Source organism: Streptacidiphilus sp. MAP12-33 (genome assembly GCF_041261265.1).
Lineage (GTDB): Bacteria > Actinomycetota > Actinomycetes > Streptomycetales > Streptomycetaceae > Streptacidiphilus.
The window spans coordinates 139,060-145,433 of record NZ_JBGCCA010000020.1; the positions used below are offsets into that span (position 1 = coordinate 139,060).

6 protein-coding genes are annotated in these 6,374 nt (G+C 74.0%); 1 reads left to right on the forward strand and 5 read right to left on the reverse strand.

Annotated features, from left to right (window positions below):
* Position 1: 1 nt before the first annotated feature.
* Together ABH931_RS20975 and ABH931_RS20980 are read right to left on the reverse strand one after the other, a co-directional pair.
* Positions 2 to 1,645, reverse strand: coding sequence for an amidohydrolase (locus ABH931_RS20975; protein ID WP_370115422.1), 1,644 nt, complete (start codon positions 1,643 to 1,645; stop codon positions 2 to 4).
* Positions 1,646 to 1,794: 149 nt separating this feature from the next.
* On the reverse strand, positions 1,795 to 2,238 hold the full coding sequence (locus ABH931_RS20980; RefSeq protein ID WP_370115424.1) for an Lrp/AsnC family transcriptional regulator: 444 nt from the start codon (positions 2,236 to 2,238) through the stop codon (positions 1,795 to 1,797).
* Positions 2,239 to 2,390: 152 nt separating this feature from the next.
* Here ABH931_RS20980 and ABH931_RS20985 point away from each other — a divergent pair, with 152 nt between their 5' ends.
* Complete coding sequence (locus tag ABH931_RS20985; protein ID WP_370115425.1) at positions 2,391 to 2,780, forward strand: hypothetical protein; 390 nt, start codon at positions 2,391 to 2,393, stop codon at positions 2,778 to 2,780.
* A gap of 33 nt (positions 2,781 to 2,813) precedes the next feature.
* On the opposite strand, the gene ABH931_RS20990 is transcribed toward ABH931_RS20985, so the two are convergent.
* The 3 genes from ABH931_RS20990 to ABH931_RS21000 form a co-directional block, all read right to left on the reverse strand.
* Positions 2,814 to 3,917: a phosphotransferase family protein gene (locus ABH931_RS20990; protein WP_370115427.1), complete on the reverse strand. Its 1,104-nt coding sequence runs from the start codon at positions 3,915 to 3,917 to the stop codon at positions 2,814 to 2,816.
* A gap of 18 nt (positions 3,918 to 3,935) precedes the next feature.
* Positions 3,936 to 5,000: a hypothetical protein gene (locus ABH931_RS20995; protein WP_370115447.1), complete on the reverse strand. Its 1,065-nt coding sequence runs from the start codon at positions 4,998 to 5,000 to the stop codon at positions 3,936 to 3,938.
* A gap of 205 nt (positions 5,001 to 5,205) precedes the next feature.
* Entirely contained in the window at positions 5,206 to 6,201 is a 996-nt protein-coding gene (locus tag ABH931_RS21000) for a DUF4037 domain-containing protein (protein ID WP_370115429.1), read from the reverse strand.
* Between the last annotated feature and the right edge of the window lie 173 nt (positions 6,202 to 6,374).

Here is a 6,374-nt window from a genome sequence, read left to right on the forward strand (position 1 = left end):
CTCAGTCGGCCAGGAAGACCGGCTGTCCGTTTACCACGGTCGCCAGGCAGCACGGAAGCTCACGCCCGGGGGTGAGGTCCGGCAGGCCGGGGACGCCGCTGCGCGGGTCCGTGGACCAGTTGCGGATGATCTCGTCGGGCGCCTGGACGACCAGCTCCGTCGGGGCCCACAGCGCCAGCGACGCGGGGGCGCCAGGGACGAGCGTGCCCGCGTCGTCGCGGCCCAGGGCGCGCCAGCCGCCGCGGGTGTGGGCGGTGAACGCGGCCCGCGCGGAGATGCGGTGCCCGGGCGTGTGGTGGAAGGCCGCCGCACGAACCGTGCCCCACGGGTCGAGCGGGGTGACCGGTGCGTCGGAGCCGAAGGCCAGCGGGACGCCGGCGCGCAGCAGCGCCGCGTACGGGTTCATGGTGCGGGCGCGCTCGGCACCGAGGCGGTCGACGTACATGCCCGACTCGCCGCCCCAGAAGGCGTCGAACGCGGGCTGGACGGAGGCGGTCAGGCCGAGTTCCGCGAAGGCGGCGATCTGGTCCGGCGTCAGCAGCTCCGCGTGCTCGACGCGGTGGCGCAGCGCGCGGACGCGCTCCAGGCCGAGGTCCTGCGCGACGGCGTGCACACCAGCGACCAGCGCCCCCAGCGCGCCGTCGCCGATGGCGTGGAAGCCGGCCTGGAGCCCGGCCTCGGTGCAGGCGCGCACGTGCTCGGCGATCTCCTCGGCGCTGATGTAGGACGCGCCGGTGTGCTCGGCGTCGGTGTAGGGGGCGTGCAGGCAGGCGGTGTGGGAACCGAGCGCGCCGTCGATGAACAGGTCTCCGCCGGCGCCGACGGCGCCGAGGCGGCGCGCGGTGTCGACGGCGCCGAGCTCGCCCCAGTAGCCGAAGACCTCCGGCCCGCCGCCGGCGGCGGCCAGGGCCAGCAGGCCGGTGAGGTCCGCCTCGGAGGAGATCTGCGGGCCCGCGCACTCGTGCAGCGCGCCGATGCCCAGGGTCACGGCGTGCGCGAGGGTGGCCTGCTGGGCGGCCTCGCGCTGGCGCTGCGTCAGGTGGCCGAGGGCCGCGCCGCGGACGGCGTGGTGCGCGGCCCGGCTGAGCGGCCCCTCCGGCAGGTACCCGGGCTGAGCCTTCAGCTCCGGGCCCGCGAGGGCGCGCAGGGCGCTGGAGGCCAGCGCGGAGTGGACGTCGGTGCGGGAGAGGTAGAGCGCGGTCCCGGCGGCGGCCTCGTCGAGCTCCACCAGGCTCGGCGCGCGGCGCTCGGGCCACTTGGTCTCGTCCCAGCCGTGCCCGAGCAGCACGCCGCTCGGCCCGACGCCGGAGGCTGCGACGAAGGCCCGGACGCGGGCCAGCGCCTCGGCGAGGCTCGGGCAGGCCGTCAGGTCGAGCCCGGTCAGCGCGAGACCGGTCGAGGTGGCGTGCACGTGGGCGTCCACGAACGCGGGGGTGACCAGCGCGCCCGCGAGGTCCACGACCAGCTCGGCGTCGCGCGCGTAGCTCTCGGCGGCTCCCTCCTCGCCGACCCAGGCGACGACGCCGTCCTGCATCAGCAGGGCGGTGGCGAACGGGTCGGCGGGGCTGTAGACGTCGCCACCGCGCAGCAGGACGGTGCGCGCGGCGGAGTCGGCGAGAGCGGAGAGCGGTGCGGCGGCGGTCATGCGGTCCACCTTATGAGACACCCCGGACACCCCGGCACGCGCCCTGCGGGCCGTGGGTGCGAGCCGACGGGCGCGCGACGGCAAGCACGAGCGGGACGGGCGCCGAGGCGGGCCTGCGCACGGGCGTCGGCCTCCGCCGCCGGAGGCGGCTATTTCAGGCGGGGCGGGCGGGCCTCGTAAGGCGTGCTCAGCACGACCGTGGTCCGGGTCGAGACGCCCGCGGCGGAGCGGATCCGGGCCAGCAGGTCCTCCAGGTCGCCCGGGGCGGCGACACGGATCTTGAGGATGTAGTTCTCGTCGCCCGCCACGCTGTGGCAGGCCTCGATCTCCTCGATGCCCGCGAGCCGCTCGGGGGTGTCGTCCGGCGCGCTCGGGTCGAAGGGTTTGACGGAGATGAAGGCCGTCAGCGGCAGGTTGACGGCGTCGGGGTCGACGATCGCGGCGTAGCCGCGGATCACGCCCCGCTGTTCCAGGCGACGCACCCGCTGGTGCACCGCCGAGGTGGACAGGCCGGTGGCCTTGCCCAGGTCGGTGTAGCTCATCCGGCCGTCCGCGACCAGGAGCTGCACGATCTGTCGGTCGAGTTCCTCCACCCGGACAACCTATCCGACCCGGCGTGTGAGCAAGGACACAGGTCCTGGCCCATGCCCGTGGCACGCTCAGGATTATCGGGTGCCCGCACGGGGAAGTGCTCGCTATGGTCGCGACCACACAGGTCCGCGTGCCTGCTCCAGGGGGAGTTCACATGACTGTTGTCGAGCAGCTCAGTGCTGTCCGGAACCACGAGGCCGACGTCGAGGTCAGAACGCCGGGCGTGGACCCGGGCGAGGCCGAGAACTGGGAGATCACCCGGTTCCGCTGCCCCGACTGCCACCGTCCCATCGCCGTTCTGGACGACGAGGAGCGCTTCCCGCAGCACGCCGTGGTGACCACGGCCTGGCACCCGTTCTCCGCCACCGTCTGCCAGGGCTCCGGCCGTTGGCTGGACGACGCCGACGAGGAGTGGCCGCTGGCGAGCCCGGAGCCCACCCTCGCCGAGTTCCTGACGCTGCCCCCTGAGCTCGACTGGCGCCGGCAGCCCTTCTCGCACGTGGGCCACCCCACGCCGCTCCAGCAGCAGGCCGCCGCCGCCTGAGTGCCGGCCGCCGCCAGGCATCCTCACGCGTCGTCACGCGTCCCAGTAGCGGCCCTCGACCATCGCCTCCAGCGTCGCCCGGTGCAGGATCAGCCGGTCGGGGTCGGCCGGGGCCTCCGCCTCGCCGAAGTGGACCTGGCGGTAGCCGATCCTGAGCATCACCACCGCGTGCCGCAGCGCCGCATAGAGGATGAAGAACTCGAGGTCGTGCGGAGTGTGCCCGCTCGCCTGCGCGTACTGCGCGGTGACGGCGTCCCGGTCCAGGAAGTCCGGCAGGCCCTCCTGGCCGAAGGCGACGGTGAGGTCCTGGAAGAAGCGGTGCAGGAAGACGAACCAGCCGAGGTCCAGCTCGCGCGGGCCGAGCGCCGCCATCTCCCAGTCCAGCACCGCCACGGGCGTGAAGCCCTGGAAGATCATGTTGCCGATCCGGGCGTCGCCCCAGCTCAGCACCGTCTCGCCCTCGTCCGCGGGCCACAGGCGCTCCAGTTGGGCGAAGGCACGCTCGATCAGCGGTGAGGCGGCGCGGCCGCGCACGACCCAGTCGTAGTACGCCCGCGCCTCGTTGACGTGCTGTCGCAGCGGCGTGTCGCCCGGCGCGCGGGAGCGCAGGAAGCCGGCCTGCGCGACGGGCACGCGGTGCAGCTCCGCGAGCAGGTCGACGCTCTCCTGCTGGAGTTGCCCGCGTTCGGCGTCGCTCGCCTCGTGCAGCCAGTTGCCGCCGTAGGTGTAGGGCATGACGTCCGGCGGCACGCGTCCGTCGACGCGTTCCATGACGAAGGCGGGCGCGCCGAGCGCCTCGGGGTCTCCCTCCAGGCGCAGCAGGCGCGGCACGGGCGCCTTCGTGTGCGCGGCGACCAGCTCCATGCAGCGGTACTGGCGCTCCATGTCGTAGGTGGGGAAGACGGTGTAGGCGTCCGGGTCGGCGGCCAGGCGCAGCACGCACGGCCGCACGCCGCCGTCCGGCCCGAGCAGGTCGAACAGGACGGTGTCGCTGGACATGCCGTTGGACTGGGGCACGCTCAGTTCGGTGACGGTCGCGCCGGGCTGCCAGCCGGAGATCCACGCCTGGAGGCGGGAGCGCAACTGCTCGGGGTCGCGGGTCGAGGTGCGCGGGCGCGGGGCGCTGGGGGTGGCCATGGGTCGGAGCTCCCGCTTCTACTGGGCGACGGAGGAGAAATCGGCGAAGCCGGACGGGTCGTGGCGCCCGAAGCTGCCGTGCTCGAAGATGCCGTGACCCACCTCTCCGTCGAGGGTGAACCGGGCGGCGTGGTCGGTGACGCCGTAACCGGCGAGGCCGAGGTCGGCGGGGTCGGTGAGGTCGTAGCGGCGGCGGTCCACCCAGGCGCGGCCCTGCCAGGTGCCGTGCTGCCAGTCCTGCGCGGGCGGGTAGCCGGCGCCGACGGCGAGCGGGGTGCCCCCGAGCAGTTCCGCGCGGATCTCCCAGGGCTTGCGGGCGGCGTCGGTGAGGTGGAGGGTGGCGCCGGTCGGTACGCGGGTGCCGGGCGCGTAGGCGATGTCGACGTAGGGCCAGCCGAGTTGTTCGTCGCGGCGGGTTTCGTCGGTGTGGACGAGGACGGCCTCGTTGAGGGAGCGGTGGCCGTCGGCGTCCTCCTGGAGGATCACCATGACGAACCGGTCCCGGAACCGGATCGGGCACCAGACCCAGTGGAACCCCTCGGTGCGGTGCTCCTCCGCGGCGCGGCCGGGCTGCTCGCCGGGGATCGGCCGCACTCCCCAGCTGCGGTCGCGCGTCGCGGTCCACTCCTGCGGGGTGAGCCTGAACTCCTCCCCACCGGCCCGGATCCACCCGCCCGCTCCCCCGGCCTGCACGAACCGCCGGCCCTCCAGGGTCAGCCGGTCCCCGCTGTACCCGACGTGGTGCGGCTCCCACACGGCCGGGAACTGGGCGTGCCAGGCAACGTCGCACGCCAGCTCCCCATCCTCGCCGCCCTCGCAGACGAGGCGCAGGGCGCGCAGCGGCTCGACCACCTCGATGCGGATCGGCCCGACGGCCAGCTTCATCCGGTCCTCGCCGAGGGCGTCGGAGGCTCGGACGGCGTGCAGGGTGTCGCCCACCTTGAGCGTCACATAGGCGTCGATGACGCCGGTGTTGGGGTAGACCCCGAGCCCGGCGATCAGCAGCGCGCGGCCCGCGTGGTCGAAGACGTGGAAGATGCAGCGGTCGTACGCGTTGCGGTCGCCGGTGGCGACGTGCCGCATGGAGAGCGGCACCTGGTGCACGGGGTACTCGTCCAGCGGGACGGGGCGGAACGTCACACGGACCTCCTTGCCGGATCAGTTGCCTGACGGTACGTCAGATTTACTGATGCGGGCCAGCCCCCGGGGCTCGGGATCTTCGCCCGGCGGCCGGCCAGGGGCGGCCGGTCAGGGCCGGTCGGTCAGGGCCGGTCGGTCAGGCGGGCGCTCAGGGGAGGGTGTCGAGGACGGACCGCCCCAGCTCCTGCGACCCCAGGAAGTCCGTGCTGTCCGCCCACTGGTCGACGGTCCCGATCCGCGGCAGCGTGCGCAGGTGCGGATCGGTCACCGTCTCCGCGGTGGCGTTCGCGAACCGCTCGGCGAACAGCACCTGGTACGGGCGGTCGTGGTACGGCCGGCAGGTGGTCGCCAGCGGGCCGGTCAGGCCGGTCGCGTTGTGCAGTGCGGCCACCCTCGCGTAGGCGTCGCACAGGTGGCGCTCCCGCAGGCGGTACTCCGTCGCCGCCAGCGCTCCCCGGAGCGACGGGGTCAGCTCCTCGGCCACCGCCAGCCGGCCGAAGGCGCTTCCCAGCCATTTGCCGTAGGGGGCGTAGCGGCGTTCCAGCAGCAGGCACAGTCGCATGAGGTCGCGGACGAGGCGACCTGCGACGACCGCCGACCCGAGCTCGTCCCCGGCCTCCGCACAGCGCCCGACGAAGGCCTCCTCCTGGGAGATCCGCTGCCACTGGCAGGCCAGGAGGTACCGCCACACCTGGTCCGGGTACCAGGACAGCCGCGCCCGGACGGTGGTGAGCGTGCCGATGCCGTCGTGGAACACCTCTCCCCCGGCGATCTCCGCGAGGCGCTGCTGCGGCACGGCCAGCCAGTCGCGGACCGCGGGCTCGGCCGAGGCGGCGTCGAAACCGAGGTGCCCGGTCGACCAGGAGCCGGCGTCCAGCACGAGCACGCGATGGTCGACCGGCCCGTCGGTGGGGTGCAGGTGGCCGACCCGCTCGTTGACCAGCCGGAAGTGCGTGGACCGGCCGCGCACCTGCTTGGGCAGGCGCTCGGCCAGGACACGGTGGAGGCGGGCACCGTGCGCCGCCACGTCCTGCGGGGAGAGGAAGAGCAGCAGCCGCGGCCCCCAGTCGTGGTCGGTGGACCGCGGCGTGTCGAAACCCAGGACCTCGGAGCCCGCACCCAGCAGCGCGGCGGCGTGCGGCATCCCCGGATGTTCCTCTTCCAGGATCGGCCGCACCGCCTCCTCGTAGAGGAGGCGGGCCAGGGCGAGCCCGGGGACGAATGAAGCTTCTATGTCTCGTCAACCCCTGGTGTCGTTGCGGCGGCGTTGTTGAGGTGGCGGTAGAGGCGTCGGGCGAGGTAGCGCTTGATGCAGCG

Bases quoted from the DNA above. Each gene is read 5' to 3' on its own strand.
- ABH931_RS20985 (WP_370115425.1), top strand. From the start codon at position 2,391: ATGACTGTTGTCGAGCAGCTCAGTGCTGTCCGGAACCACGAGGCCGAC.
- ABH931_RS20995 (WP_370115447.1), bottom strand. From the start codon at position 5,000: ATGCGGCACGTCGCCACCGGCGACCGCAACGCGTACGACCGCTGCATC.
- ABH931_RS20975 (WP_370115422.1), bottom strand. From the start codon at position 1,645: ATGACCGCCGCCGCACCGCTCTCCGCTCTCGCCGACTCCGCCGCGCGC.
- ABH931_RS20990 (WP_370115427.1), bottom strand. From the start codon at position 3,917: ATGGCCACCCCCAGCGCCCCGCGCCCGCGCACCTCGACCCGCGACCCC.
- ABH931_RS21000 (WP_370115429.1), bottom strand. From the start codon at position 6,201: ATGCCGCACGCCGCCGCGCTGCTGGGTGCGGGCTCCGAGGTCCTGGGT.